Consider the following 26966-nt stretch of genomic DNA (forward strand, 5'->3'; position numbering starts at 1 on the left):
CTAAAATAATCAACGCCAATGAACTAACTTTAGCCTATGTTGACTGAAATAGTCAACCCTTGATATAATTTTTTTGAGCGGTTGGGAGAAAAGCAGTGTCAGAAACATTTGGACAGGTTATCCGCAAAGCTCGTCGAGAGGAGGAATATAGTCAGAGAGAACTAGCTAAGTTGATTGGGGTGGACTATACCTATCTATCGAAGCTAGAAAATGATCATGCGGGTTATCCTCCTAGTCAGCAGGTTATTGAGTCCTTAGCGACTCATTTAAAATTAAATGCTCAAACTCTAGGAGAATTAGCAGGACGACTGAGTTCAGATGATCAAAAAGTCTTCAAAGAGTTAGTTCAAAAATACCAGCAAATGCCAATTTTATTGCGTCGCATGAAAGACAATCCCAATTTTGCCCAAAAAATTATTTCTGAGGCGACAAAATTAGAACCAGAGGAGTAAATATCTTGGATATTATTAAACCCTATAGTTTTATTCCCAAAACAGTGATTGAAGCTCAGGCAGACAATATTCTCAAGAAAGTAAAAGCTAATCGTCGTCGTCCCTTAAGAAATTGCGATATTGCGGAAGCAGTGGCTGATTATTTTGATTTGGCTATTGAATGGACGGACATAAAGCCAGATCAAGAGGGAGAAATCGCCGCAATGATTATTCCCACAGAAAAGAAAATTATTCTCAATGAAGATGTAAAATTCTTAAAAGATTCTCACAATTCATCCCTAGCAAAAGAAGGTTTTAAAAATTCGAGTTTAGCCCATGAAATTGGTCATTTTGTCCTTCATATTAATCAAACAGCCGTCTCTAACTTTTTGGATCGAATCAATCAGGGAGATTCCCTAGAGACAATTCAACCTTTTCTATGTCGGACAGTTGATTCTAGCCAAAGAATTGAATGGCAAGCCCAATATTTTGCCAGTTGTTTACTAATGGCGATGAGTGAGTTAGAGAAAGCCATCAAGGGCCGTGACTTGACTAAATGGGGACATCTGTATGCGATCGCCGACGAGTTGGGAGTAACTATTACTAATCTTAGAAGTCGTTTAGAAAGTCTCCATTGGATCAAAGTCGATAAAAAAGTAATTTATCCCGGCAGTAATTTTCCCAAGAAATAGCTTCAATGTTCCGAGGAAGATTTTGCCCATCTCGATCGACTTATTTACTCATAATTTCGGCGGTTTGTGAGTTAGGAATCGGTTCAAAGTTGTGGTCGTCAGCCAGATATTCCGGATAGGTGGAGAATTGGGGTAGTATTTCTAGGGTAAAAGCTTCGGCCGCTTTTGAGCGATAACGATTCGGGTTAATAATTACCGACAAAGTGCGACGTACCTCCACATCTTTAATTCTGGTAGCGTGGATCACGCCCATTTGTAGTTCTTTTTCGATCGCTGTCACCGAGACAAAAGCCGCCCCTAAACCGGATTGTACGGCATTTTTAATCGCCTCGATCGAGTTCAGTTCCATCTCCACTTTTAAGCGTTTGGTATCGATCTCGCAACGAGTTAAAACCTTATCAATGACTTTGCGAATCGTCGATTGGGAATCGAGGGTGATAAATTTTAGTCGATATAAATCCTCTTTTTGAATCATTTCTACCTTAGACAGAGGATGAAAAATAGGCAGGACTAAAGCCAGTTCATCGTCTGCGTAGGGGATAATCCGCAGGGTTTCTTGTAATTCGGCGGGAACTTCTCCCCCGATAATGGCTAAATCCACTTGACCGTTAAAAACACCCCAAGAGGTGCGACGGGTGGAATGAACTTGTAGCTGTACGGATACTTCTGGGTATTTTTGCCGAAACAGTCCGATCATGCGGGGAAGAAGATAAGTCCCCGTGGTTTGGGAAGCACCGATGATTAGGGTTCCCCCTTGCAGATTTTGTAGATCTTCGATCGCCCGACAGGTTTCTTGACAGAGAGTGATAATTTTTTCGCCGTAGTTTAAGAGTAGGTGTCCCGCTTCTGTTAATTGAGCTTTCCGACCGCCTCGGTCAAATAACGGCACATTTAGCTGTTTTTCGAGGTTTTGTACCTGAAGACTGACCGCCGGCTGGGATACATACAGGGTATCTGCCGCCCGTTTAAAGCTTCCCTCAGCAGCGATCGCTTTGAGAATTCTCAGTTGGTCTAGGGTGAAAGGAATGTCGGTCATAGAAAGCCTCAAAAACATCGACAGGAGAAGGGGATGACAACAGCGACAAATCTTAAGTCAGTGCAGATAAATACACTGAATTGACAGTACCACACCACGGGGATCAATACTTCAGCTAGTTCGATGATCGCTTATTTTAGTCCTCAGCCGTCAGTAGTCAACAGTCAACAGTCTGGAGATTGCTTTTATTTATTCTCACCACTCCCCTCTCGCCACTTCCCAATTAATAATTAGGGTCATAGTGGCAAGGTTAATTCTAATTTTTCTATCATCCGCTGCTTTGATTGTTTTCAAGCAATTATTGATTTTTTCGATAACAGCGCACGGTAATGTGATAGGGATGAAAAATCTCTAGGAAATCTTTTTGTAGGGTTTGAAAAAAGTTCTCAATAATTTTGGGATCGTCGATATGAAAGGGATATTCTTGATTAAAACCTTTGAAAAAATACCAGTTAATAATTAGTTTTCCTCCGGGTTTTAACCAGTCATAAAACTTTTTGAGTTGGGCTTTAGGTGAGGGCAAATGCTCGATGACATCCAAACAGATAATCGTGTCAAATTTTAGCTGATCGGGTATTTCTGTATAGAATGAGAGCTTATTAGCATCGAGATTTAATTGCTTGGCACGAAAGCGCACAAATTGATGATGTAGGGGATTAAGATCACAATAGATCACCTGTTCAACCTTAGAATTCATTGCGGCAGCCAGGGCATGAGTACCGATTCCGCCACCAAAATCTAAGACTTTTCCGCTACCGTAATTGTCAATTAATTTCAGGGTTTCCCCGATATATTCTTGACTGGATAAATGCCAAGCCGATAATTCAAATAAATAGTTTTCTTTGACTTTTTCCTGATAGAAATAATCTGGATCTGTCCAAGAAAAGTCTTGATGAGCTAAGGCCGCTAAGGAATCTTTTGCTGTTGCTAGTTTTGCTTGTAAAATTTCTTGGTCTAATTGTAAAAAGTCTTGTAGGTGTGACTCCAAATCAAAGCAATTGCGCTCGAATTCCGCGACCGAGGAGGATGATAGCAGGGAAGAATCTAGATTCATATATACAGTGAGGGCGGGGAGAATTAACTGAGAAACAGCTTCTCATTATCCCACAGTTTGGCCAAATTATAGCAGCAAGTTTTCGTTAAAACAGTAGTGCCAGCTTTTGGCGTATATCCGCAAAAACTGGCACCGTCTATCTACTGACTTTCATATATTTAAGGTCTTTATCTCGGCTGACCTCATTTCAAATCATATATAGTATTTTCTACTTTTCGCCATTTACCTCTATACTTAAGTATTTTTTAATATTTACTTTTGTGAGGATTGGTCAGGTTTTATGAAGTAATGCTGCGGATGGAGGGAAACGCCGAGAATTTGTGATATCCACACCTCAAAATCGTGGATTGGATAAGCTGCCCCCCCCGTCAAGGGATTTACCATTGGTTTCACCAGAATGGTAAACATTCCCAGACGATTTCCCGCTAAAACATCGGTAAACAAGCGATCGCCAACCATAGCAATTTGTTGGGGGGGGAGTCCCATGGCTGCCATCGCTTGCCGGAGTTTGCGTCGAGAGGGTTTCACCGCACCGAGAAGGTAGGGAAGTTGTAAATTATCAGCGATCGCACCGATGCGATTTTCACTGAGATTATTGCTTACCAACCAAATCGGTAGATAAAGACGCAAGGAATCGACCCAACGCTGTAAATCGTCAGAAACCGTCGTTTCCTGAAGGGGAACAAGGGTATCGTCCACATCGAGAATCAATCCCTTAATCTGATGCTGACTCAAAATCTCCAGAGTGAGACCGAGAATCGTATCCCCTAAAATTAAATCGGGTTGTAGAATTTTTGCTCTAGTCATTAACTTCTCAAAAATAACTGGCAGCGAGTCGATCGAACTCAGCTTGATTAAAAAACCGTTGCCTTATTTAGTATAAATGACCGACTGCCCCTGAAAATCTTGCCTGGCCTATCTCTTCACTTGGCCGCTTGAATCACCTGTAAACTGCCACCAGCGTATAATTTTTGTTGACAATCACGAAAACCGATCGCCTGTAAAGATCGGATCAAGTCCCGATCGATAAACTGCCAAGCGGTATCGGTTTCAAATAATTGCAAAAATAGGGCTAAAGAAGGCCAAAAAAGCGGGTTAGTGGGTCGATGAAAATCCACGAGGGCAAAAATTCCCCCCGGTCTGAGAACTCGATACACTTCTTTAAGAATTTCCTCTAACTGCTCTGGTTCCATTTCGTGGAGAGCGGCGCTAGTATGCACAAAGGCGAATTCTCCGGCATTAAAGGGCATTTTTTCGGCTAATCCCTCCACATAATGCGCTTGCGGCACCGCTAAACTAGCTCGCTCCAGAGCCACAGGAGAGACATCTAAACCGGTACAGTGATCGGATAGGGGGACTAAATAACGGGTGGTTTGACCCGCACCACAACAGAGATCGAGGATAGGGTCATTTTTAGCGATTTTTAAACCTTCTAGAGCCAATTGCCGAAAACAGGACTCCCCACCCACTGCTAGGGCAGCCAGACGGGAGATACCATCGTAAAGCCATTGATATTGATAACTGAGGGGACGTAAAATAGTAGCCAAGATCAACCTCCAAAATTTGATTAAGTTCTCTGTAGCCTGTAATTTGTTTTAACGGTTCCACCGATATATTGTTAAACTTGGTAAAGAATCTGAAAATTTAAAAATTATCTGTTAACACTATGGGTCGCGTTGGGGTTTTATTATTAAATTTGGGTGGGCCAGAGCGGTTAGAGGATGTGCGTCCTTTTCTATTTAACCTTTTTTCTGACCCAGAGATCATCCGTTTACCGATCAAAGGATTACAAAAACCGTTAGCTTGGTTAATATCGACGCTAAGAGCGAGTAAATCCCAGGAAAATTACCGTCAGATTGGTGGTGGCTCCCCTTTACTCAAGATTACGGAAGCACAGGCCACGGCACTGCAACAACGTCTCGCGGAAATGGGCCGCGAGGTGAGCGTTTATATTGGGATGCGTTACTGGAATCCCTTCACCGAAGAAGCGATCGAGCGGATTAAACGAGACCATATCAAAAAATTAGTTATTCTCCCCCTTTATCCCCAATTTTCCATCAGCACCAGTGGTTCCAGTTTTCGTGTGCTGGAGGAAATGTGGCAGCAGGATCCCTATCTGCGTTTAACGGAATATACTCTCATCCCCTCTTGGTACGATCATCCCACTTATCTGAGTGCTATGGCCGATCTGATTGCGCGAGAGTTAGAACAGTGTGCTAATCCTGACCAAGTACATATCTTTTTTAGCGCCCATGGTGTCCCCCAAAGTTATGTGGAGGAAGCGGGAGATCCCTATCAAAGGGAAATTGAAGAATGTACTAGGGCGATCATGCGTACTCTAAACCGACCCAATCAGTACACTTTAGCCTATCAAAGTCGCGTCGGTCCGGTGGAATGGCTAAAACCCTATACTGAAGATGCTTTAAAAGAGTTGGGAGAGCAGGGAATTAAGAATTTATTGGTCGTGCCGATTAGCTTTGTCTCGGAACACATCGAAACCCTGCAAGAAATCGATATAGAGTACCGAGAAGTGGCGGAAGAAGCGGGAATTGAACATTTTCAGCGAGTACCGGCTCTTAACACTCACCCGATGTTTATCGAATCTCTCTCCCAGTTAGTGGTCAAATCCCTAGAGGAAAAACCCACCACTTTCGAGCAAATTACCCATCCGAAAGCGAATATGAAAATGTATCCCCAGGAACGTTGGGAATGGGGGATGACAACGGCAGCCGAGGTGTGGAATGGTCGATTAGCGATGATCGGTTTTCTGGCAATTATTATCGAATTAATTACCGGTCAAGGACCGTTACATTTTGTTGGTTTATTATAACCTCAAGCTTCGTTGCCATTGCTTTTGATGGTAACTACCAAAATAAGGTTGGGTTTAACTATATTTAACCCAACCTTTGGCGATTTTATCTTCTCTTAGGACATCATATTCGCAGAACGAACATTAACGTTAACTTCTAGCCTACCATTGCCGAGCATATCTAACCCAGTGACGCTAAACAGATTAGCTTTAATCCCCCTTTCCTGAAAATTAGCCTGTAATTCTTTGATGAGAACCTCTTCCACTTTCCCCTCATCATCTGCTAGAGCTTGGACGATTTTAGCAGCGAAAGAGCCAATTTTTGCGCTCAATATTTCTTCCACATTGGTAATCTCGATAATAACCATTGATTTTTCTTCTTAGTAGAGGACAAATAGCATAAGAACAGAATTTGTAAGAAAATAGAGCTGCTCTCATCTTAGGAATCAGTATAACCCGCACTGTTCCCCCCTAAACGTAAATAGGCTTCAATAAAGCTATCTAAATCCCCATTCATTACCCCAGTAACATCGGTGGTTTCCACATTACTACGGAGATCCTTAACCAATTGATAGGGATGAAAAACATAGTTACGGATTTGATTGCCCCAAGCGGCCTCCACCATATCGCCGCGAATTTCAGCGATCGCTTGAGCCTGTTGTTCCCGAGCAATAATTAACAATTTCGCCTTTAATAAAGCTAGGGCTTTTTCTTTATTTTGTAATTGCGATCGCTCTTGGGTACAACGTACAGCGATACCTGTGGGAAGATGAACTACACGCACGGCAGTTTCCACTTTATTAACATTTTGTCCACCTTTTCCCCCCGATCTAGTGGTGGTAATTTCTAAATCTTTATCGGGAATTTCTACCCTCACCGCATCATCGCCCAAAATTGGCATCACTTCCACCCCAGCGAAACTGGTTTGACGTTTACCATTAGCATTAAAAGGGGAAATTCTGACTAACCGATGGGTGCCTTTTTCTCCTTTTAGATAACCGTAAGCATAAGTTCCAGCAATTTCAATTGTCACCGATTTAATTCCCGCTTCATCTCCTTCTGATATTTCTGCTAAAGTGACTTTATAACCCTGTTTCTCGGCCCAGCGAGAATACATTCTCAGGAGCATTTCTGTCCAATCTTGGGCATCGGTTCCCCCGGCCCCCGCATTAATCGTTAAAACCGCTCCTTTTGCGTCGTATGGACCATTTAAAAGCTGTTGCAATTCCCAGCGATCGAGGTCATGCTGTAAATGAGTTAAATTGTCCGTTGCTTCTTCTAGTAAAGCTCGATCGGATTCTAATTCTAATAACTCGATAATTGCCTTAGTATCTTCTAATTGTTCACACCAACCCTGATAGGTTTCTAAAGAAGATTTACATTCATTTAGTTCTTGCAGGGTTTTTTGAGCAGTATCGGGATTATCCCAAAAAGTGGGGACGGCTGCCACCTGTTCTAAGTCTTTAATTTTAGCCCTTAAAGTGGGTAAGTCAAAGATAGTCCTGGGTTTTACCCAGGCGCGATCCTACTATCTCGATACCTTTTTTTAGTTCCGATATTTCCATGTTATCAGTTAAGTAAGTGGTTATAATTAAATAGACGATAGATTTTGCCTTTGATCTCCCCCGTCCCCCTTGATAAACGGGGGGCCGATCCCCCCTTAATCCCCCCTTAATAAGGGGGGCATCTAACAATTTTTAACGGCTAAAATGGTACGATCGATCCGCGCAGGGGAGCAAAACTTTGTAAAGCGTTTTCAGCCTTATCACGACTGCTAAAAGCGCCTATTTGCCAGAGGGAACGACCTTTGTAGGAAGTGGGGAAAGCGTCGGGATAGAGAGAACGAACCCTAGTGCGATCGCTATCGGTTTTAGCTTCAATTACTACTTTAAAACCTTGGCGGCCACTATTGCTCATATTACCACTACTGGGATTAGCAGCCGGTCGATTAAAAGTAATCACATCCGATAAACTTCTCTGATTGCCTAGGTTGCGCGGCGGCGGTGGTGGTACAATTGCATTAGTATTCTGGGAATTGGGAGGAGTTAGGGGGGGTAAATTAGGGGTAACTGGGGACGGTGGGGTTAAATTTGGCTCTGGTACTGGATTAGTGGCCACTGGCTGAGGATTGCTCTCTACTGCTGTTTCTGCAGCGGTAAAGGTATATTCTCGCACTTCGGGATCACCGGAAGGATTAACCGGTGTTTCTGCTTTGACGGATTCTCTGGGGGGGGAATAACTATTACCCGCGAGTAATTCCGGGGGAGGATTGAAACTGGGACTATCGGCAGTTAGATAGATATGACTGAGATTTTGACCGGCTAGACTGCGTTTAGTAAAGCGCCAGCCATCGATGAGATAAATTTGGATTAAACCGGTCCCTAAACCTTTTGTCCGTCCAATAATTACCTCTGATTGTCTGGGATTGCGGGGAGTTCCCACGAGGACTAATTCCCCGTTGCGTTGTACGATACGCAGCAGGTATTCTAAACCGTAATCTTTGCCCTGAATGCGAAGGGAATAACCGTTACTGTCGGTGGCTCGTTCACAACTGCCGGTAAAATCGAAATCGAGGAGGAGAGGCTGAACAATGGTCGGTTCTCTGCCATTTACCGCCCAACATTGGCGTTTTCTGGGAATTTGTTGCAAAATCAGCAAATCGTATTTACCGTTACCGTAGGGACGGGCAATAGCGATAAAATCCTCTTGATTAACTTCTCGTTGTTCAAAGAGAGTTGCTTGACTGGGTGTCGTCAGGAGACAACCCCCCAGAAGTGAAAACAGTAGGGTAAATTTTAGGGATGATTTTAGATTCATAAATAGGGAGCCTTGTTATGGGGATCGTACTTGCATTTATTTTATCGATTTAGACGCAAGTCAGAGAATTTTGTTTTCCTAGGGGAAATAGTTTTATAATTCAGCCGTCGGCCGTCAGCCGTCAGCCATCAGCTAGGAAAGGCAATCAGGCCAATTGAAAGGTCTTGGAGTCTGCTCAATTCTGCTGGATTTTTGCTAGGGATTTATTTTATCTCGGAGAATAAAGCTTCTAAGTCTTGACGACCGCTAACTATTCTTAAAATCTCTACTGTGTCATCAGTAACTCGATAGAAAATAATATATCCATCTAAAGGCAACCCTCTCAAGGACGGTCTAATATGACTGTAACTACGTCCTCAATTGGGAAATTGTGCTAATTGTTGACACTTTTGGGAAAATTTTATCAATAGTTTTTCCCCAGCTTCCACGTTTACCGCTAAAAAATAATCAGCAATCTTGTTTAAATCTTGACTGGCTGATGGGGCAATAATATAACGATTCATGATTAGGATTGACGCTCTTTCTGAAATTTTTTTAAAATATTGTTGATAACTGTTTCGACCTCTAATCCTTCCCCATTGTCTAATTCAGCTACAGCAATATCAATTTGATGACCGGTTTCTTCTCGCCATTCTAAATAATCTTCATTGATGTTGGACAGCAAGTGTAAAGCGGTATCTATGAGCTGCTCTACATTATCAAATCTGCCACTTTTTAACTGTTCTTCGATAAATTTTTCTTGATTTGGTTTTAGTTGAATATTCATACTAATTTTTGTTAGTTTAAGGACTAAATTATAAGCATTCCATTTTATTATACTGCAAGGAGCAGACAGAATAGACTAAGATTATCGCTGATCTAGGGGCAGAAATAAGGTAACAATCCACAGTAGGATAGAGATTGCGAAAAATTGACTCTTGAGTAGAGTGGCAACAAGATGGCGAAAGCGGCGATTATTGGATTGGGAAGATCGGGAATAGCAGCGGCAAGATGCTTAAAACGGGATGGTTGGCAGGTGACATTAAGCGATCGCTCTGATTCTCCCAGTTTACAAGCACTGCAAACCAATCTGGAAAGAGAAGGAATTATGGTCAATCTTGGTCAAAATCTCAGTCTAGAGGCTTCAGACTTGCCTAATCTTATCGTGGTTAGCCCCGGTGTGCCTTGGGATGCCCCGATTTTAATTACTGCCAGAGAAAAAGGCATCGAGACGATCGGAGAATTAGAATTAGCTTGGCGTTATCTGCAATCTTCCCCTTGGTTGGGGATTACGGGAACTAACGGTAAAACCACCACCACCGCCCTCTGTGCCGCTATTTTTCAAAAAGCGGGGTTAAATGCCCCTTCCTGCGGTAATATCGGCTATGCTGCCTGTGAATTGGCTTTAAAAGCCGATAAATACGATTGGATTATTGCGGAGATTAGTAGTTATCAGATCGAGTCCAGTCGGGATTTAGCGCCGAAAATCGGCATCTGGACAACTTTTACCCCCGATCACCTCAGTCGTCATCAAACCCTAGAAAATTATTATCAGATTAAAGCCTCTTTACTGCAAAGAAGCGATCGCCAAATCCTCAACGGTGATGATCCCTATCTGCGTCAAATCGGTGTTAGTCAATGGCAACAAGCTTACTGGACTTCTGTGAAAGGCAAAGAGGCGCTTTTGGGCGATCCTAGTCGTGGTGTTTATCTGCAAGATAACTGGATCGTGGCTTTTGGGGAGTTAATTGCCCCGGTTAATCTCCTGAAAATGGTGGGTAGTCACAATCAGCAGAATTTGCTTATGGCTGTGGCCGCCGCTAGATTGGCAGGAATCGAGAAAAAAGCCATTACCGAAGCGATCGCCACTTTCCCCGGGGTTGCCCATCGCCTAGAGTACATTTGTACTTATAAAGGACTAGACTTTATTAATGATAGTAAAGCAACTAACTACGATGCCGCCGCCGTGGGTTTACAATCAGTCCCTAGTCCAGCGATTTTAATCGCGGGAGGAGAAGCGAAAGCAGGGGATGATCGGGCTTGGATCGCTGAAATTAAGGCAAAAGTCGCCACTGTGCTGCTGATTGGTGACGCTGCCGCCGATTTTGCCCGTCGTTTACAGTCAGCAGGTTATCAAGATTATGAATGTGTAGAGACGATGGACAGGGCAGTTCAACGTGCGGCTGAATTAGGACTGGCAAAAGAGGCTAAAGTGGTGTTATTATCCCCAGCTTGCGCTAGTTTTGACCAATACCAAAGTTTTGAACATCGCGGCGATCACTTTCGGCAATTGTCCTTACAGTTGTAGGGAGATGGGGGAATGGGGAAGTGGGGAAACTCAACTAAAACCCTAAAACCCCGTTGCGGACGGCTAAGACGTAATTTTTGTTGCCAAAGATACTATTTTTTGGCTAAGTTGGGTAAGATCAGGAGGAGTTAACCAAAAAAATTAAGAGAAAAAAACGTGCTGGGATCGTCCTTCCGTCGTGATCATCTTTTTAACAAGCCCCTAATTGTCTGTCTTTTGTCCTGTGTGAGTGTCTTGCTACCAATCCCAGTTTTAGCGACACCGGTGGCAGTGTTAAAAAGTCAAGAAAATGCCAATCAATGGACAGATATAACCAATCGTTTGCAAAATGTCGGGGTTAATTACTGTATTCTCCAGAGTAATCAGTGGCAAAGCGACGCGGATTTGAATAAAATTAAGGTTCTAATCATCCCCAACGTCGAGACTATTTCCGGTTTACAAGCTGATGTCTTGAGTCGTTGGCTGAATCGCGGTGGTAAAATTATCGTCACCGGTCCGGCGGGAAATCTTTCGGAACCTGCTGTGCGGAATCAACTGCGATCGCTATTTGGGGCTTACTGGGCTTATCCTCACTCCCAAGCTTACACCCTGCGGCCGACTAATTTAGGTGAACTGAAAAACCAAAAACCTTTAGCCAGCAGTCTCCTCGGTGGTGTGGTTATCCCCACGGGAATTAATAGCCAAACCGTTGCCGTCTGGGGGGCACGCAATAATCCCCCTGCCGTTGTCCTCAATAATAACTCGATCTTTCTCGGTTGGCGCTGGGGCAGCGATGCCGTGGCTAATCTCGCCCTCGATAGCGCTTGGCTAGAAACCGCTCTGCAACGCTACGGCATTAATCGCAGTTCTTCTCCTAGCACAATTGCGCCCTATTGTCAAGGGCAATCAACAATAGTTAATAATATTAATAATACACCAATGGCGACCGCACCCCGTCGCCCTCTACCCCAGATTGCAGAAAATCCCCCCAGGGAAACGGCGAGATTAAGTCCGAGTACCGAGGCAATTCCCCCCAGAGCGAGCCTAACTTCTCAACAAATTAGCCAGATGACGGCAGAATTGCAGGGATTAATCGGGCGTTATGGGGCGACTCTCTTAGCTTTAGAAGCCAGTAATAATAACACTTTAACTACCGATAAATCCCTAGCACAAGCATTTCATAATCGGGCAAAAAATTCCCCCACCTCGGATGGGGCGAGACGATTCCGTTTAGCCCTAGAAAATGCCCAAGGAACCTTAAATAATTTTCAGAATTTAATCGCTCAGGGGGACTATACCCAAGCGCGGGAATATTGGTTACAAGCGCGGCGAAATCTTTGGGATAATTATCCCACTAATCGACAATTTGCCCAACCAGAAATACGAGCAATGTGGTTAGATCGAGGCACGATCGTACAAGCTAAAAACGAGGAGGATTTAGCTAAAGTATTCGATCGCATGGCGGCAGCGGGTATTAATGTGGTCTTTTTCGAGACAGTTAATGCTAGTTATACTATTTATCCCAGTCAAGTTGCCCCCGAACAAAACCCTTTAACTAGAGGTTGGGATCCCCTCAAAGTTGCCGTTAAATTAGCCCATGAACGCAATATGGAAATCCACGCCTGGGTGTGGGTTTTTGCGGCGGCTAATCAAGCTCATAATAAAGTATTAGAGCAACCATTAAATTATCTCGGTCCAGTTTTATCGCGTAATTCCGATTGGGGTGCAACTAATAAAAGTGGTGGTTCTTTTGATTACAGTCAAGGCACAAAAAAGGCCTTTTTTGATCCTGCTAATCCCGAAGTACAGAACTATCTTTTATCTCTTTACGAGGAAATTGTCAAGAATTACGATGTGGATGGCTTGCAGTTAGATTATATTCGTTATCCTTTCCAGAGTCAAGATTCTAATCAAACCTATGGTTATGGTAAATCCAGCCGTTGGTTATTTAAACAAATGACAGGAGTTGATCCCATTACTTTAAATCCCCGGGGTGCTTTATGGGAACAATGGACTAGCTTTAAAATCCGTCAGGTTGATACTTTTGTCTCCCAGGTTTCTACTCGTTTAAAACAGATTCGCCCCCAATTAAAAATGTCGGCGGCGGTGTTTCCCCTAGAACAAAAAGAACGGTTATATCGTATTCAGCAAAACTGGGAAGAATGGGGACAAAATCAATGGATAGATATAATATTTTTAATGACTTATGCTCTCGATACTGGGACTTTAGAAGATAAAACCCAGTCTTTATTTGATCGCCAAATTGCAGTAAATGCTCTGATTATACCCGGTATCCGTCTGTTAAAAGTACCCGATCAAGTCACCATCGATCAACTACAATTTATTCGCAATCTTCCCACTTCGGGATTCGCTCTTTTTGCCACAGAAAATCTCAATCCCAACCTGCAAACAATTCTTAATCGCATTCAGGGATCGATAATTACGAAAAAAGCTGAACCTTTACCCCACCGTCAACCCTTTAAAACGGCAGCAGCGCGGTTTAATTCTCTGCGTCAAGAGTGGAGTTTTTTAATAGTTAATAATTTATGGGCAATGGAGGAGCGAACCTTAAAAACTTGGGGGCAAGAAGTGGACGAAATGGCTAATCTATTAGAGCAATTAGCTAATAATCCCAGCCCTCGCAATTTGACTTTAACTCAAAATGCTCTAAAGCGATTTAGCTATCAATTTAAATCTGTGATGTCCAGACAAAAAGATTTATCTGCCTATCAAATACAAGTCTGGGAAAATCGCCTCGCAACCCTACAAAGTCTCCTAAGTTATGGTCAAAGGGTTGAGTTTTAAGTAGTCGTGCAGAATTAATTTCCCAGTAGAGATAGGCACTCTGGCAAGAGACAGCCATCAGTTGTTTTATCCCTACTCCCCCACTCCCTAATCTGTTTCCCAACCCCCAAAACCCGATCAAAATAAAAGACAGCCAGAAGCCTTTATTCAGCTTCTGACTGGTGGAATTTAACGACGACGGGTTCTTTGTCGTCTTCGGGCTACTGCTTTACGCTTTCTCTTTTCTTGAGGGGTTTCAAAAAATTGATGCTTTTTGATATCCGCATAAATTCCCGCTTTCGCTACCTGTCGCTTAAAACGACGTAGGGCTGATTCGATCGCCTCGTTCTGACCAACTACCACTTGGGTCATTAACCTAATTCACCTCCTGTAACTGCTCTCTGCCTAAAAAATGCCAACTTCTCATTATAGCACAATCTAGCGTAAAAAGCGATCAAGGCCGCCTTTAATTAGGGCGAAGGCATCTTAAGAGATATCCTGCAAAAGTCTTATTCAGCCACCTGATGATAGCCTAAAGCAAGTTCATAATTGTCAATGCCAGCAAATGGCTCTCTTATTCTTTGTGTGATCAGTTTAACTTATATAGGAGAGAGCGATCTTTGTGTCCTTTGTGTCTTTGTGGTTTGTTCGACTCGCTCGCCAGGATAACTGCATCTTAGAATACATTTTACCCACCAAACCGAAGAGAGCCAGCAAATTTTTGGCTCCGCAAGAAGTTGAGATTTTATAGCTCTCAAAAGGGAGTGGGAATGATCAGATCAAGTTTATTTTCGGTCTGAGGATGACGAAAAGATAATTGTTTAGCGTGTAGGTACAAACGGTCGGACTGCTTACCATTATACAAGCGATCGCCTAAAATTCCTATCCCTAATCCCGCTTGACTATGAACACGAATTTGATGGGTTCTTCCCGTGTAGGGAATAAATTCGAGGCGAGAATAATTGCCTTCTTTACCGATAACTTTAAAATAGGTTTGACTAGGTTTTCCCCTTTGCCAGTCCACAGTTTGATAGGGTCGATTTTGCGGATTTCCCCAGAGAGGTAGGTCAATTATACCCGATTCTCGCTCAATAATTTCTGATAATATAGCTTCGTAGATTTTTTCCACTTGTCGCCGTTGAAATTGTTGGGATAAACAACGATAAATATCTAAACTTTTAGCTAGTAATAATATACCAGAAGTTTCTCGGTCTAAACGATGAACGGGAATGACATTTTTTCCCTGACGACGAAACCGATTAACCACAGCATCTTGACTATCTTGATAACGTCCTGCTACCGATAATAATCCTGGGGGTTTATTAATAGCAATTATTCCCTCGTCTTCGTAGATAATTTCTAGAGATGAACGTAAACCAGAGAGTAAAAAACCCATGAGAGGTTGACATCTTTCTTGACAAGCGCCATAAAATTCTCCCTGTTTTCTATCTCGATTCGATTCTCCCCACCAAAATTCGGCCATGGCGACAGGTTTTAATCCTTTCATAGCGGCATAATTTAATAATTTTGGGGCGCAACATTCCCCTGTTCCTGTCGGTAACAAATTACTGCCCATCAATTTAGCTAAGGAGAGAGATTGTCCAGAAAAATTATTTAAACAGTAGGATTGATACAGCAATTCCTGTAACTGTTTGGAGAGGTTTCTACGCTGTTGCTTAAGTTCAATAATTCTCTGATTGGCTAAGTTTATTTTCTCAATTAAGGGTTCTAAAACTTGTTTTTGTTCCTGTTTTAATTGCTTTCTTGCTCTTTTTTCCTGACGACTGAGATTATTTAAATTTTCTAATTCTTCTGGTTTTAAATTACCTAAATTTCTTAATCTATCTCGTTCCTGTTTATGGTTTTGATGTTGTTGCTGTAAAGCTTGTATTTTGCGCTCAAAATTTGCTTGATTGAGTCGATATAAATTATGTTCGGGAATTGATTTTAAAGTGATAATTTCCTGTTTAATTGTTTCTAAAAGTTGCAAAACTCGCTTTTCTTCCAGCACAATTTTTTCTCTGCCCACTAGGGACGGAACCCAGCCGGTGGCTTCTCCCTGTCCAGAAAAAGCTTTTAAAATTTCTATTTCGCCAGCGGCATTTTCTCCTAACAAAATGCCATACATTTTGCCTTCAGGATTGGTGATAGTTGTCATCAAATCTCGGGCAATTTTTTCAGCCAAAAGAGTGCGGGGCAAGCGCAATAACTCGCCCGTTTCGGGACAAATTCCTTGATAATAATAGGTAACTTCCTTCACTCTTTAAGAACAGGAAAAGGGCTAGAGATACCCCTAAGAAAAACAGTTGGCAAAGAAATCGATAGTTTCCTGTAAAGCGACAATAAAGCTATCAATTTCTTCGCGGGTATTATAAAAATATAGACTTGCCCGCGCGCTGCCGGAAGCATCAAAAAGGCGGTGTAGAGGTTGGGTACAGTGATGACCGGAACGAATAGCGATTCCTTCGTGGTCTAATAAAGTAGCTAAATCACTAGCATGAATCCCTTCCACATTAAAGGCGGCTAAACTAGCCCGACCTTGGCCCGTTAAACTAGGTGATGGCCCGTAAATTCTTAAACCCTCAATTTCTCCTAATTTTTTGAACAAACAGGCGGTTAACTCTTCTTCGTAGGCATGAATATTATCCATACCTAAACCCATTAAATATTCTACCGCAGCACCGAGAGCAATCGCTTCGCCGATAGCGGGGGTTCCCGCTTCAAATTTGTGGGGCAGTTCCGCACAGGTAAAATGGTCTAAATAGACTTCTGCAATCATTTCGCCACCACCAAAAAAGGGCGGCATTGCCTCTAAAATCGCCTCTTTGCCGTACAAAAATCCAATACCGGTGGGGGCGCACATTTTATGACCACTAGCCACCAACCAATCACAATCTATGGACTGCACATCAATGGCTAAATGGGGGACACTTTGACAGGCATCAATTAATACTTTCGCCCCGACTTGATGGGCAAGGCTGACTATTTCGGCAACGGGATTAATACAGCCTAATGTATTGGAAACATGGAGGACAGCCACTAATTTAGTTTTCTCAGATAACAAGGATTTATATTGTTCTAAATCAAAGCTTTCGTCGCTGGTTAATGGCACATATTTAATCACCGCCCCCGTCTTTTGGCAGACAATTTGCCAGGGGATTAAATTACTGTGGTGTTCCATCACCGAGAGAATAATTTCATCCCCTGCTTTCAGGGTATTTAATGCCCAACTGTAGGCGACTAAATTAATCGCTTCCGTGGCGTTGCGAGTATAGACAATTTCCTGACGAGAAGCGGCATTAATAAACCTAGCCACCTTATCTCTGGCCCCTTCGTAGGCTTCCGTTGCCCGGACACTTAAAGTATGCGCCCCCCGATGCACATTGGCGTTATCTTTTTCGTAATAGTTTCGCAGGGTTTCTAAGACTTGAATGGGTTTTTGGGAAGTGGCGGCACTATCGAGATAGATAAGGGGTTTATCGTGTACGGTTTGATGGAGGATAGGGAAATCGGCGCGGACTTTTTGGGCGAGGGTTTTTTCTTGGATAATTGTCATTTTAGTCAGGAGTCAGAGGGGTACTTTGGGCAGGTTGACACCCACCCCGGCAGAGTTATTCCACACTGCGACAGGCGACACATTGCCCCAATCTTTGGCGGAGGGATTCTAGAGGAATTTTAGCTAAAATCTCGGCCGAGAAAGCATCAATTAACAAACTGCGGGCGGTGTCGGCGCTTAAGCCCCGGCTTTGCAGATAGAATAAATCATCTGCTTCCAGTTGGCTAACGGTTGCCCCGTGGGAACATTTGATGTTATCGGCGGTAATTTGTAATTCCGGTTTGGTGTTGACTCGTGCCTTGTTAGAAATTAACAAATTCCGATTTAACTGGGAGGCGTTGGTTAATTGGGCAGGTTTGGGAACAAACACTTTACCATTAAAGATGGCGTGAGCGCTACCATCAACGATACATTTATGCAGTTGGTTGGCGATGCCGTGGGGATGGTTGAGATAGATGGCGCTGTGGGTATCGGCGGTTTGTTGTCCGGTAATCATGGCTAATCCGTACAGATTTGTCTCGGTTTGTGCTCCTTTTTGCAGGACATCGAGGTTATGACGGCAGAGTTTAGCTCCTAGATTTATCTCGTTGAGAGTGTAACGGCTATCGTGCGCTTGTTCAATTATCGTGCGTCCGATGTGAAAACCATCTCCCGATTCCCGTTGTACTCTGGTATGGATGACCTCGGCGTTGGCTTCGAGGTAAATTTCCGTGACAGCGTTGGTGAAATAAGAGTAATTTACAGGTAAATCGGAGCAATATTCGGCTAAAGCTCCGTAATTCTCGATAATATTGACACTGGCTCCCGTTTCCGCCACGATTAGGCTATGGGGCTGATAAAAGCGGGGAATTTCCTCCACAACGGTGATAAATAGGAGATGTATCGGGGTTGTGACAACGGTGTTAGCGGTGACGTGAATTACTGCCCCATCGCTTAAACCAGCTTGGTTGAGTGCGGTAAAAAATTCGGGGGTTTTTTCTTTCCCTAGATAGTTGACAAGAACATCTTTTTGTGCATTGGCGAGATTGCTGACGCTGACACCGGGGGGTAAAGCGGAGATATCGGACAATTCAGGCTGATAAATGCCGTTAACGAAGACTATACGGCTGTTTTTGGCTTCGGGCAGTAAAAAAGTAGCGAGGGCATTTTTATCGATTGTAACGGTTTGGGGGGCGCGAAAATCGATCGCCCAGAGTTGACTTAAATCGGTGAATTGCCATTCTTCATCTTTTCTGCCAGGGATGGCTAATTCTTGAGCTTTACTGGCTCCCGATTCTCTTAATTCGAGAATTTTACCGTTATCGATAGTGGGAACCGTTTCTCGCGACAATTTTAACAATAATTCTCCTGATTGTTCAGGTTTCGTGATTATGGCTGTCATTGGTAGGAGGGGTTGGAGGGTTGGGGGTTGGGGTGTAGGGTGTGGGGTGCGGGGTGTGGGGTGTGGGGTGTGGGGTGTAGGGTGTGGGGTGTGGGGAGAATAAGTAAAAATAATCTCCTGACTCCTGCCTCCTGACTCCTGACTCCCCAGACTACTGATAACTGATAGCTAGATTACTTAACGGCTAATACTTGTTCGTCGAGGAAATCGTAGCCAGTTCTTTCTAATTCGAGAGCTAATTCTTTACCGCCACTGGTGACAATGCGCCCATCGTACATAACATGAATAACATCGGGTTCAATGTAGTTGAGCAGACGCTGATAGTGAGTGATAAGTAAAAAAGCGTTATCGGGAGTAGCTAAGTGATTGACTCCCTGGGCAACAATTCGCAAAGCATCGATGTCTAAACCGGAGTCAATTTCATCGAGAATTCCTAAAGTGGGTTCTAATAAAGCCATTTGGAGGATTTCATTACGTTTTTTCTCACCACCGGAGAAACCTTCGTTTAAACTTCTACCAAGAAAGCTAGGATTCATCTGAACAACTTCTAGTTTTTTCTCGACTAATTCCTCAAAGTCAAAACTATCTAATTCTTCCGAACCTAAATATTTTTGTCGGGCATTATAGGCAACGCGAAGAAAATCAAGGTTACTAACGCCGGGGATTTCTAAGGGATATTGGAAAGCGAGAAAGATACCCATAAGCGCTCGTTCATCGGGTTCTTTGTCTAAAAGATTTTCACCTTTATAAATTATTTCTCCCCCAGTTACTTCATAATCGGGATGTCCAGCGATTACTTTGGAAAAGGTGCTTTTTCCTGAGCCATTGCGCCCCATAATTGCGTGGGTTTCCCCTGCTTTAATTTCGAGGTTAACTCCTTTAAGAATCTGGTTTCCATCAATACTAGCGGTCAGATTTTTTACCGATAAAATTACTTCACTCATGAGATGTTTTTCTAGAACAAAAATATTAGTTTTGGTGGTTGACGGCGAATCATCAATTGATGGATAAATTGTCTTAGCTTTTGGTGGGTTACGGCTATCGCCTAACCCACCCTACTTTACTGATAACTGATAACTGTTATCCGACGGTTCCTTCTAGCTTGAGACTGAGGAGTTTATCAGCTTCAGCAGCGAATTCCATCGGTAATTTACTGAGGACATCCTTACAGAAACCACTGACTAACATAGAGACAGCATCTTCTTCGGAAATACCCCGTTGTGCGAAGTAGAATAATTGGTCTTCACCGATTTTAGAAGTAGAAGCTTCGTGTTCTACCTTAGCACTGTTGTTATCCACCTGAATATAGGGGAAAGTGTTAGCTTCGGCATTATCTCCAATCAGCATAGAATCACACTGGGAGTAATTTCTTGCTCCCTTGGCTTTCGGCCCCATTTTCACTAACCCGCGATAGCTATTTTGGGAGTTACCCGCAGAAATCCCCTTAGAAATAATGGTACTCTTGGTGTTGCGGCCAATGTGAATCATTTTCGTACCTGTATCGGCCTGTTGTTTGTTATTAGTTAGGGCAATTGAGTAGAATTCCCCGACGGAATTATCGCCGACTAAGACACAACTGGGATACTTCCAAGTAATTGCTGAACCGGTTTCCACCTGCGTCCAAGAAATCTTAGAATTAACTCCTTTACACAGACCCCGTTTAGTGACGAAATTGTATATACCTCCCTTACCATTGGCATCGCCAGCGTACCAATTTTGTACGGTCGAATATTTAATATCCGCATTATCGAGGGCGACTAATTCCACGACGGCGGCATGAAGTTGATTACTATCGTACATCGGAGCGGTGCAACCTTCTAAATAACTTACCGATGCCCCTTCTTCAGCGACAATTAAAGTTCTTTCAAATTGTCCTGTCTCACCGTTATTAATCCGAAAATAGGTGGACAATTCCATCGGACAGACGACACCTTTGGGGATAAAAACAAAGGAACCATCGCTAAAAACTGCAGAATTAAGAGCGGCAAAATAATTATCACCCACGGGAACCACAGTACCGAGATATTTCTGCACCAAGTCGGGATGTTCCTGTAAAGCTTCCGAAATAGAACAGAAAATAACCCCTTGTTCTGCTAGTTTTTCTTTAAAAGTTGTGGCGATAGAAACGCTATCAAAGATAGCATCGACAGCGACGTTAGAAAGGCGTTTTTGTTCCGAAAGAGGAATGCCTAATTTTTCAAAGGTTTCGATTAAAGTGGGGTCAACTTCTTCAAGACTGTTGAGTTTTGCTTTTTTCTGTTTGGGTGCAGAGTAGTAGATAATATTTTGATAATCAATGGCAGGATAGGAAACGTGTGGCCAACTGGGTTCGGTCATCTTTTGCCATTGATGGTAGGCCCGAAGACGAAAATCGAGCATGAATTCCGGTTCCTTCTTTTTCGCTGAAATTAGACGAATAATCTCCTCATTCAAACCGCGAGGGATGGTTTCCGATTCGATATCGGTGATGAAACCGTACTTGTAGGGTTGGTTAACGAGGTTTTTAACGGTGGTTGCACTCATGGGGGTTAGTGTTCTCTCTACGCGGTAGGCAGGGGAGGCAGTTAAACAACAATAAAGTTGTTTAAATTGATTATATAATAGATTAACAACAAAGCTGTTGTCAAAGTCAGGGAAAATTTGAGAGGATGCTGATAAACCTCTGTTATTCAAGTTACTCTGTAGGGGTAATCGGCCGCTCCTTGACCCTCAGCAATTGTACGCTAAAGCCTCTGTTTTTGGTATCATGACCACGACTCAACCCGCCTCGACGAAAGACGATATTCTGCAATATTTGCTCAAAAACGGTCAATCTACCGCCCAAGACTTGGCTGAAGAGTTAAGTATTAGTCCGCAAGCGACGCGCCGCCATCTTAAGGATTTGGAGGAGGAAGGACTGATAGAATATTTTGCCGTACAAAATAAGATAGGACGGCCCCAGCACATTTATCGTCTCAGTCGTCAAGGTCGTGGCCGTTTTCCCCATAATTACGATAATTTCGCCGTTTCTTTCCTCAATACTCTCGTGGAGACGGTGGGAGAGCAACAGGTGGGGGAAATTCTCAAAAAACAGTGGCAACGCAAAGCGGCAGAATATCAATTGCGCCTCGGGAAGGGGTCTTTAGGGGAAAGAATGAGAAAATTGCTGGAAATTCGCCAAGAGGAGGGTTATATGGCAGAATTAGTGGCACTGGAAGCAGAAAATAGTTATATCCTGGCCGAGCATCATTGCGCTATTGCTGAGGTGGCTGGTTCCTATCCCAGTATCTGTGGCCATGAATTAGAAATGTTTGCGCTGCTGCTTCCCGATTGTACGATCGAACGGACTCACTGGATCAATCAAGGTGAGCAACGATGTGGTTATCTAATTAAGTGCAAGGGTTGAAAGGGGAAGATTAGTTATCTCTAGACTAAGAGACTTTTTACCTCACCTAACCCGCACCGCTGCCCAATAAAAATAAACTTAACAGGGTGCCACCATTCCAGAGACTATGAACCAACATCGAGGATAATAAATTTTTCGAGCGGGTGTAAACAAAGCCAAGAACACAACCTAGGACGGTTAAAGGCAGCACTTCTGACAAATTTTGGTGAGCAAGGGCGAAAATCAAACTACTAAGCGCAATTGCACCCCAAACAGGCAGATAACGAGTCAAAGAAGCTAGTAAAAAGCCGCGAAAGACAATTTCCTCGAAAAAAGGAGCGGCAAGGGAAGCAGTAAAGCCAAAACAGATTAAAGCGAAGGTATTCTGGGATTCTAGGGCTAAAGTCAGCAGCGGGTTACTGCCTCCTTGTCCTTGCCAAATTAGTTGATTGAGCAAAGAAATGATAATAACCAGGGGTAAAGCGACAAAATAGCCGGCTAATCCCCAGAAAAGCCAAGGACTAAAGAGTTTAAAACGAAACCAATCGGGAGGTAAAGGGCGAAAAGGCTTGATTGCTAGGTATAAAACCGATAAACTGCTCAATGTTAAGGCTAAATAACTAACTACAACGTATATTGCTTTAGCTTCTAGGTTAAATTGTTCGGGATTGAGACTCAAGAAACTCGATAAAATCCCGAAAATTACCGGTAAAACAATTTGTCCGACGAAAAAGAAACCGATAATTATTCCCCACCAGAGGGTTTCTCCTCCCCACTTAGTTTGCCAAGCGAGACTATCATCTAAAAAGAGCAGCGATCGCTGTTTACGGAGCAGCCACTGCACTAATAAAAATATCAACAGCACAAAACCGATTAAACCGCCGATAAGAGGCAACAAAGCCACTAAAATTAGTTTAATTAAGGCATTAGCCGCCACTTCACTCTGTTCTTCCTCTAAAGCGAGTAAATCCTCTTGACGATTTTCGAGACTATATAATTTTTCCAGAATGGTATAACGAAACCATCCTTGAAAATTGCGCTCGATTCTCGCTTCAGCATCGGCAGCAATTTGGGGGGGTTCACTGTACAATCCCTCTAACAGCAGCGCATTTTTTAAAACAGCAGGTTTATAGTTCTCAAATGCTGATTTTTCCTTGATCTCTTGCCAGATTTTCCGTGCCGAATCCAAGTCACCTTGACTAGCTTGAATGAGACTTAATTTCAGTTCTAAATCTTTTAAGGAATTGATTTCGCGCTCAAGAGATTTTTTTTGTTCGGGATTAACTGCTGATTTTTCTAGTTCGGTGATTGTTTTTTTGGCACTTTTCTGGGCTGATAAATACTGTTCCTCGGCAGTGGTATAAGGAGCTTCACCGATCAGGGAAGTTTGCATTAATTTAAGATTAGCAAATTCCTCGCTATTAGGGTCAGCATCGCTGCTGAGAGTCGTGACTTGTAGGTTGAGATTGGTTTGATATAGTTGAATATTCGATTGGATTTGAGGCTGATTAACGCTAGAAATTAAAGCTGTAACTACTGGAGTTAAGGCAATAATTGTTAAGACAAAAGCGATCGCTTGTTTGAGACTTTGCCAGGGGAGTTTTTTTGAGAAATTATCAAACATGAAAATAGTTAAGTGGGAGTTAGAGGTTAGCTGATGGGGTTTTAGGGTTTTAGGGTTTTAGTTGAAATTCCCCCATTCCCTATAGGTAGGTATTAAAAATTGTCAGATACCCCCCTTATCAAGGGGGGATTAAGGGGGGATCTATCTTCAATTTAATTATAACTACTTACCCTAATTATTAACTAATTACTTGAGAAAAAAGATTTTCGTATTGATCCAAAGTCTTTTCAAAGGCATAATTTTCCTCCGCGTATTGTCGTCCTTTTTCTCCTAGTATATTTGCTAAATCTGGGTTTTTGTATAGCTTTAAAATAGCCGTAGCTAATGCCTCCGGATCTTCAGGATTAACCACCAAACCACCACCACTACGCTCGATCGCCCTAGCAGCAGTTCCAGCGGCGGGAACAGAAGCAATAATAGCACGGCCACTAGCTAATAATACCTGAATTTTGGACGGCATATTAAAGGAAATCACGTTATGTTTTTGCATCACCATACCCACATCAGCGGCGGCTAACATTTCTGGTAATTTTTCCCGGGGTTGAAAGGGTAATAAAAGCACATTACTGGCCCCCTGTTGTTGGCGATACTTTTCTAGGCGATCAAGGGCCTCTTTTTTACCAACAATTACCACTTGAATCTCAGGAATATTAACTAAGTGAACTGCGGCATCGATTAAAGTTTCCAAGGGTTGAGTTAGGGCAATATTGCCAGAATATAAAACAATAAACTTGCCCTCAAGATGATTTTCTTGGCGAAAATAATTATGGTTTTTCGGCAGAGGTTTAATAAAGCTCACATCCACCCAATTAGGAATCTCAATAATTTTCTGACTCGGCACATTTTTAGTGAGGAGATTTTTGGTAAAACCATCGGCAATAACTGAGATTTTACTGGCAGTTTTGTAGGCAAATTTTTCGAGACTACTAAAAACCTTAATCATTTTCTGATTAGTTAATAATCCCACATGAACTGCCGCATCGGGCAGAATATCCTGTAAATTTAGAATAATCGGTATCCCATATAATTTACTCAATAAAGCGGCAGGAACGCAAACGGGTAATCCGGGTACAGTTAAGAAAATTAGATCGGGTTTTTCACCTTTGAGAGCCTGAAAGAAACTCAAAAAAACAAAGCTCAATTCAAAGAAAATTCGATTTTTTAAACTTCTTTCGGGGCGCGCCCAAACGTAGGAACGTTGAATTTTAACACCATTTCGTTCTTCTTCCAGATAGATTTTTCCTCGGTATTCGGGATCGATTTCACTATTAGGATACCAAGGAAAAGCCGTCAAAACCCTGACTTGATGACCTCTTTTAACCAATCCTTCCGCCAATTCTGTCATCAGGGGAGCGATGCCGATCGGTTCGGGGTAATAGTTATAAGAATAGAGCAAAATTCGCATAGGGATGGCAATTTGGTTAGGCGATTCAGTTTCATGATTTTATCAATAGTTACTGGTTTTTTGACAAATCAGATTGGCTTTTGTCAGGGATTATCCTAGAAAGATGTGAGGATTAGCGGTGAGAGATGCGGAAAAAAGGGGCAATTGGCTGCTAAATTAATCCTCAAAACCCCCTTACCCCTGCCTCAATACTGACCCTTATTTTTCCCTTACCCGGTGGCCGATATCGCGACGATAATAGATGCCCTGAAAGTGTATCCTGTTCACCGATTGATAGGCAAGTTCGATCGCCTGATTAAAATTGGCTCCCATCGCCGTGACACCCAAAACCCGGCCGCCATCGGTGAAGATATCGCCGTGTTTTAAAACCGTGCCAGCGTGGAAAACGATCGCTCCCTCGGTTTCAGCTGCCTTAATTCCCGTGATTAACTGGCCTTTTTCGTAGTGGTCGGGATAACCGGCAGAGGCAGCCACCACACAAACGGCACTACCAGATCGCCATTGTAAAGAGGGGAAATCAGTTAATTTTTGTTGAGCGCAAGCCAGCAGCAGCGGTGCCAGGGCAGTTTCCAGTAGGGGTAAAACCGCTTGAGTTTCGGGATCGCCAAAACGACAGTTAAATTCGAGAACTTTTGGCTCTCCGGCGGGGGAAATCATTAAACCCGCGTAGAGGACTCCCCGATAGTCAATGCCGCGTTTTTGTAGGGTGGCGACGATGGGGGCGAGGATGTCTCGGTCCACCGCTTCGATAATGGCGGCGGTGGCTATGGGTGCGGGGGCATAAACTCCCATACCGCCGGTATTTTTGCCGGTATCGCCTTCACCGATCCGCTTGTGATCTTGGGCGGGTAGCAGGGAACGAAAACTGATCCCATCGGTGAGGGTGAGGATGGACACTTCTTCCCCTTCTAGGAATTCTTCCACCACGACTTTAGTAAAGCCACTGGTAAAAAGATCATCGATCGCTTCTAGGGCCATATCTACGGTTTCGGCGACAATTACCCCTTTTCCTGCGGCTAATCCGTCGGCTTTCACCACAATTGGCGCTCCTTGCTCTCGGATATAAGTTTTTGCTAATTCTGCATCGGTAAAGGTTTCGGAAGTGGCGGTGATAACTCCGGCTTCGCTCATTAATTCTTTTGCCCAGGATTTGCTCGATTCAATTAAGGCCCCGGTTTGTGTGGGGCCAAAAACGGCAATTTCCTGGGCGAGAAGATAATCGGTAATGCCGAGGGAGAGGGGATATTCTGGACCGACAACCACCAGATCGACGCTATTTTCCTGGGCAAAACGGCTAATTTCAGCAAAATCCTCCATTGCTAGGGGGATATTTTCACATTGAGGTAAAATTGCCGTTCCCCCATTACCTGGAATACAGAACACTTGTTCTACTTGAGGCGATTGTAGGAGTTTCCAAGCTAGAGCGTGTTCTCGACCACCACTGCCGATAACGATAATTTTCACGGATAGACGCAGCCTAAATGACGATGGTTTAATTATCCCCTAGCTCTGGGGTGCCATTGGCTAGAAGTTGAGATTACTTAACTTTTTAATCCTCGCTCCCCACCTGTTGAGCAATAACCCTAGTCCTACGGAGGTGATCAGATAAGTAGCTGGTTATAATTAAATTAAAAATGGATTTTAGGTTCGATCCCCCCTGCCCCCCTTGATAAGGGGGGTGCCGATAGGCGGGGGGATCCCCCCTGCCCCCCTTGATAAGGGGGGTGCCGATAGGCGGGGGGATCCC

General features: G+C 43.3%; 23 protein-coding genes and 1 pseudogene. 6 read left to right on the top strand and 18 right to left on the bottom strand.

What is annotated here, in order from left to right:
* Positions 1 to 95: 95 nt before the first annotated feature.
* Positions 96 to 452, top strand: a complete 357-nt coding sequence (locus tag IM507_RS20810; protein WP_002738811.1) for a helix-turn-helix domain-containing protein — start codon at positions 96 to 98, stop codon at positions 450 to 452.
* Between the two features lie 5 nt (positions 453 to 457).
* On the top strand, positions 458 to 1123 hold the full coding sequence (locus IM507_RS20815) for an ImmA/IrrE family metallo-endopeptidase (RefSeq protein WP_002738822.1): 666 nt from the start codon (positions 458 to 460) through the stop codon (positions 1121 to 1123).
* 40 nt (positions 1124 to 1163) lie between these two features.
* On the opposite strand, the gene IM507_RS20820 is transcribed toward IM507_RS20815, so the two are convergent.
* The 4 genes from IM507_RS20820 to IM507_RS20835 all read right to left on the bottom strand — a co-directional run bounded on the left by IM507_RS20820 (position 1164) and on the right by IM507_RS20835 (position 4760).
* Positions 1164 to 2159, bottom strand: a complete 996-nt coding sequence (locus IM507_RS20820; RefSeq protein WP_002747787.1) for a LysR family transcriptional regulator — start codon at positions 2157 to 2159, stop codon at positions 1164 to 1166.
* A 298-nt stretch (positions 2160 to 2457) separates the two neighbouring features.
* Positions 2458 to 3213 carry a class I SAM-dependent methyltransferase gene (locus IM507_RS20825; protein ID WP_002747785.1) on the bottom strand — a complete coding sequence of 252 codons (756 nt, stop codon included), beginning with the start codon at positions 3211 to 3213 and terminating at the stop codon, positions 2458 to 2460.
* 252 nt (positions 3214 to 3465) lie between these two features.
* Positions 3466 to 4020 (bottom strand): YqeG family HAD IIIA-type phosphatase, encoded by a 555-nt coding sequence (locus IM507_RS20830; protein WP_069474266.1) that lies wholly within the window; start codon positions 4018 to 4020, stop codon positions 3466 to 3468.
* Between the two features lie 116 nt (positions 4021 to 4136).
* Positions 4137 to 4760, bottom strand: coding sequence for a class I SAM-dependent methyltransferase (locus tag IM507_RS20835; protein ID WP_002738717.1), 624 nt, complete (start codon positions 4758 to 4760; stop codon positions 4137 to 4139).
* A 119-nt stretch (positions 4761 to 4879) separates the two neighbouring features.
* Here IM507_RS20835 and hemH point away from each other — a divergent pair, with 119 nt between their 5' ends.
* A complete protein-coding gene (gene hemH, locus IM507_RS20840) occupies positions 4880 to 6043 on the top strand; it encodes a ferrochelatase (RefSeq protein WP_002738693.1) in 1164 nt (387 codons plus the stop codon).
* A gap of 95 nt (positions 6044 to 6138) precedes the next feature.
* On the opposite strand, the gene IM507_RS20845 is transcribed toward hemH, so the two are convergent.
* The 5 genes and pseudogenes from IM507_RS20845 to IM507_RS20865 form a co-directional block, all read right to left on the bottom strand.
* Positions 6139 to 6390 carry a hypothetical protein gene (locus IM507_RS20845; protein ID WP_002739055.1) on the bottom strand — a complete coding sequence of 84 codons (252 nt, stop codon included), beginning with the start codon at positions 6388 to 6390 and terminating at the stop codon, positions 6139 to 6141.
* 71 nt (positions 6391 to 6461) lie between these two features.
* Positions 6462 to 7587, bottom strand: a protein-coding gene (gene prfB / locus IM507_RS20850; RefSeq protein WP_193745196.1) for a peptide chain release factor 2 whose coding sequence is annotated in 2 segments (ribosomal slippage) — positions 6462 to 7514 and positions 7516 to 7587 — 1125 coding nt in all. Because the reading frame shifts where the segments join, the coding sequence is not laid out codon by codon here.
* A 139-nt stretch (positions 7588 to 7726) separates the two neighbouring features.
* Positions 7727 to 8839, bottom strand: coding sequence for a DUF3747 domain-containing protein (locus tag IM507_RS20855; RefSeq protein WP_287637673.1), 1113 nt, complete (start codon positions 8837 to 8839; stop codon positions 7727 to 7729).
* Between the two features lie 203 nt (positions 8840 to 9042).
* Positions 9043 to 9342: pseudogene (locus IM507_RS20860) on the bottom strand (type II toxin-antitoxin system RelE/ParE family toxin).
* A gap of 2 nt (positions 9343 to 9344) precedes the next feature.
* Positions 9345 to 9605, bottom strand: coding sequence for a ribbon-helix-helix domain-containing protein (locus IM507_RS20865; RefSeq protein WP_002739380.1), 261 nt, complete (start codon positions 9603 to 9605; stop codon positions 9345 to 9347).
* A gap of 171 nt (positions 9606 to 9776) precedes the next feature.
* Here IM507_RS20865 and murD point away from each other — a divergent pair, with 171 nt between their 5' ends.
* Entirely contained in the window at positions 9777 to 11126 is a 1350-nt protein-coding gene (gene murD, locus IM507_RS20870) for a UDP-N-acetylmuramoyl-L-alanine--D-glutamate ligase (RefSeq protein ID WP_002739189.1), read from the top strand.
* 156 nt (positions 11127 to 11282) lie between these two features.
* A complete protein-coding gene (locus IM507_RS20875; protein ID WP_287637674.1) occupies positions 11283 to 13910 on the top strand; it encodes a glycoside hydrolase family 10-like protein in 2628 nt (875 codons plus the stop codon).
* 168 nt (positions 13911 to 14078) lie between these two features.
* On the opposite strand, the gene rpsU is transcribed toward IM507_RS20875, so the two are convergent.
* The 6 genes from rpsU to sufB form a co-directional block, all read right to left on the bottom strand.
* Entirely contained in the window at positions 14079 to 14261 is a 183-nt protein-coding gene (gene rpsU, locus IM507_RS20880) for a 30S ribosomal protein S21 (RefSeq protein WP_002738938.1), read from the bottom strand.
* A gap of 382 nt (positions 14262 to 14643) precedes the next feature.
* Entirely contained in the window at positions 14644 to 16149 is a 1506-nt protein-coding gene (locus IM507_RS20885; RefSeq protein WP_002739333.1) for an RluA family pseudouridine synthase, read from the bottom strand.
* A gap of 33 nt (positions 16150 to 16182) precedes the next feature.
* Positions 16183 to 17445 (bottom strand): SufS family cysteine desulfurase, encoded by a 1263-nt coding sequence (locus tag IM507_RS20890; RefSeq protein WP_002739176.1) that lies wholly within the window; start codon positions 17443 to 17445, stop codon positions 16183 to 16185.
* A 55-nt stretch (positions 17446 to 17500) separates the two neighbouring features.
* Positions 17501 to 18826, bottom strand: coding sequence for a Fe-S cluster assembly protein SufD (gene sufD, locus IM507_RS20895; protein ID WP_287637677.1), 1326 nt, complete (start codon positions 18824 to 18826; stop codon positions 17501 to 17503).
* A 173-nt stretch (positions 18827 to 18999) separates the two neighbouring features.
* Positions 19000 to 19770: a Fe-S cluster assembly ATPase SufC gene (gene sufC / locus IM507_RS20900; RefSeq protein WP_002795094.1), complete on the bottom strand. Its 771-nt coding sequence runs from the start codon at positions 19768 to 19770 to the stop codon at positions 19000 to 19002.
* A gap of 136 nt (positions 19771 to 19906) precedes the next feature.
* Positions 19907 to 21349 (bottom strand): Fe-S cluster assembly protein SufB, encoded by a 1443-nt coding sequence (gene sufB, locus IM507_RS20905; protein ID WP_002738588.1) that lies wholly within the window; start codon positions 21347 to 21349, stop codon positions 19907 to 19909.
* Positions 21350 to 21572: 223 nt separating this feature from the next.
* Between sufB and sufR the strand changes: the two genes are divergently transcribed.
* A complete protein-coding gene (sufR, locus tag IM507_RS20910) occupies positions 21573 to 22211 on the top strand; it encodes an iron-sulfur cluster biosynthesis transcriptional regulator SufR (RefSeq protein WP_287637678.1) in 639 nt (212 codons plus the stop codon).
* Positions 22212 to 22257: 46 nt separating this feature from the next.
* Here the strand turns inward: sufR and IM507_RS20915 are convergent, their stop codons facing one another.
* The 3 genes from IM507_RS20915 to purD form a co-directional block, all read right to left on the bottom strand.
* Positions 22258 to 23814 carry a CPBP family intramembrane glutamic endopeptidase gene (locus tag IM507_RS20915; RefSeq protein WP_123231258.1) on the bottom strand — a complete coding sequence of 519 codons (1557 nt, stop codon included), beginning with the start codon at positions 23812 to 23814 and terminating at the stop codon, positions 22258 to 22260.
* A 178-nt stretch (positions 23815 to 23992) separates the two neighbouring features.
* Positions 23993 to 25219, bottom strand: a complete 1227-nt coding sequence (locus tag IM507_RS20920) for a glycosyltransferase family 4 protein (RefSeq protein ID WP_287637680.1) — start codon at positions 25217 to 25219, stop codon at positions 23993 to 23995.
* 198 nt (positions 25220 to 25417) lie between these two features.
* Positions 25418 to 26683 (bottom strand): phosphoribosylamine--glycine ligase, encoded by a 1266-nt coding sequence (gene purD / locus IM507_RS20925; RefSeq protein WP_103113118.1) that lies wholly within the window; start codon positions 26681 to 26683, stop codon positions 25418 to 25420.
* Positions 26684 to 26966: the final 283 nt, after the last annotated feature.

Source organism: Microcystis sp. M20BS1 (assembly GCF_020245305.1).
Classification (GTDB): Bacteria; Cyanobacteriota; Cyanobacteriia; order Cyanobacteriales; family Microcystaceae; genus Microcystis; species Microcystis ichthyoblabe_A.